Consider the following 2453-nt stretch of genomic DNA (forward strand, 5'->3'; position numbering starts at 1 on the left):
CTCGCCGGCGCACTCGCCGAGTTCAGCGTGAACAGGTGGCCGTCGTCAGCATCGGTGTCATTGCCCAGCACGTTGATGCTCAGGGTCTGGTTTTCCGTACCGGCGGCGGCATCGGCCACTGCCACCGGCGCGTCGTTGGTGCCGGTGATAGTGACGTCCACCGTGGAACTCGAAAGCGCGCCGTGTTCATCCTGCATCTGGTAACTGAGCGTCACGTGCTCGACCACCCCTTGCGCCAGATGGTCGAAATCGCTTCCTGGGGTGAACAGCAGCTGGTTGTCGACCACGCTGGCACTACCCTGGTTTGCCGGTGCACTGGCGCTGACCAAGGTGAATGCATGGCCGTCGTCGACGTCGGTGTCATTGGCCAACACGTCGATGCTCAGGGTCTGGTTTTCCGTGCCAGCGGCGACATCGGCCACCGCTACCGGCGCGTCGTTGGTGCCGGTGATGGTCACATCTACGCTGCTGGTCGAGATTGCCCCATGCTCGTCGGTCATGGTGTAGCTGAGCGTGACACTGGCCGTGGCGCCCTGCGCCAGGTGATCGAAATCAGCCCCTGGATTGAACTGCAACTGGTTGTCGACCACGCTGGCACTGCCCTGGCCGATCGGCGCGCTGGCGCTGACCAAGGTGAATGCATGACCATCGTCGACGTCGGTGTCATTGGCCAGCACGTCGATGCTCAGGGTCTGGTTTTCCGTGCCAGCGGCCGTATCGGCCACCGCCACCGGCGCGTCGTTGGTACCGGTGATGGTCACGTCTACCGTGGAGCTCGAGAGCGCGCCGTGTTCATCCTGCATCTGGTAACTGAGCGTCACATGCTCGACCACCCCTTGCGCCAGATGATCGAAGTCGCTTCCCGGATTGAACTGCAACTGGTTGCCCGCGACGCTGGCACTGCCTTGGCCGATCGGCGCGCTGGCGCTGACCAAGGTGAATGCGTGGCCGTCGTCGACGTCGGTGTCATTGGCCAGCACGTCGATGCTCAGGGGTTGGTTTTCCGTGCCAGCGGCCGTATCGGCCACTGCCACCGGCGCGTCGTTGGTACCGGTGATGGTCACGTCTACCGTGGAGCTCGAGAGCGCTCCGTATTCGTCCTGCATCTGGTAAGTGAGCGTCACGTGCTCGACCACCCCTTGCGCCAGGTGGTCGAAATCAGCCCCCGGATTGAACTGCAACTGGTTGTCGACCACGCTGGCACTGCCCTGGCCGATCGGCGCGCTGGCGCTAACCAAGGTGAATGCATGACCATCGTCGACGTCGGTGTCATTGGCCAGCACGTCGATGCTCAGGGTCTGGTTTTCCGTGCCGGCAGCCGTATCGGCCACCGCTACCGGCGCGTCGTTGGTGCCGGTGATAGTGACGTCCACCGTGGAACTCGAAAGCGCGCCGTGTTCATCCTGCATCTGGTAACTGAGCGTCACGTGCTCGACCACCCCTTGCGCCAGATGGTCGAAGTCAGCTCCCGGATTGAACACCAGCTGGTTGCCAGCCACGCTGGCCGTACCCTTGCTTGCCGGCGCGCTGGCCGAGTTCAGCGTGAACAGGTGGCCGTCGTCGACATCGGTGTCGTTGGCCAGCACGTCAATGCTCAGGGTCTGGTTTTCCGTGCCGGCGGCCGTATCGGCCACCGCCACCGGCGCGTCGTTGGTGCCGGTGATGGTCACGTCTACGCTGCTGGTCGAGATCGCGCCATGCTCGTCGCTCATGGTGTAGCTGAGCGTGACACTGGCCGTGGCGCCCTGCGCCAGATGATCGAAGTCAGTCCCCGGATTGAACTGCAACTGGTTGTCCGCGACGCTGGCACTGCCCTGGTTTGTCGGTGCACTAGCGCTGACCAATGTGAATGCATGGCCGTCGTCGACATCGGTGTCATTGGCCAGCACATCGATGCTCAGGGTCTGGTTTTCCGTACCAGCGGCGACATCGGCCACCGCTACCGGTGCATCGTTGGTGCCGGTGATAGTGACGTCCACCGTGGAGCTCGAGAGTGCCCCGTGTTCGTCCTGCATCTGGTAACTGAGCGTCACGTGCTCGACCACGCCTTGCGCCAGGTGATCGAAGTCGGCTCCCGGATTGAACACCAGCTGGTTGCCAACCACGCTGGCCGTGCCTTTGTTTGCCGGTGCACTGGCCGAGTTCAGCGTGAACAGGTGGCCGTCGTCGACATCGGTGTCGTTGCCCAGCACGTCGATGCTCAGGGTCTGGTTTTCCGTGCCGGCAGCCGTATCGGCCACTGCCACCGGCGCGTCGTTGGTGCCGGTGATGGTCACGTCTACGCTGCTGGTCGAGATTGCACCGTGCTCGTCGCTCATGGTGTAGCTGAGTGTGACACTGGCCGTGGCGCCCTGCGCCAAATGATCGAAGTCAGTCCCCGGGGTGAACAACAACTGGTTGCCGACCACGCTGGCCGTGCCCTGGTTTGTCGGTGCACTGGCGCTGACCAAGGT

General features: G+C 63.2%; 1 protein-coding gene. It reads right to left on the reverse strand.

All coding sequences use genetic code 11. From position 1 onward, the window contains the following. On the reverse strand, positions 1 to 2453 hold a 2453-nt coding region (locus tag AC1DIG_RS29230; RefSeq protein WP_477770098.1), incomplete at both ends, for an Ig-like domain-containing protein.

This window comes from Pseudomonas sp. 05N431, from assembly GCF_056397005.1.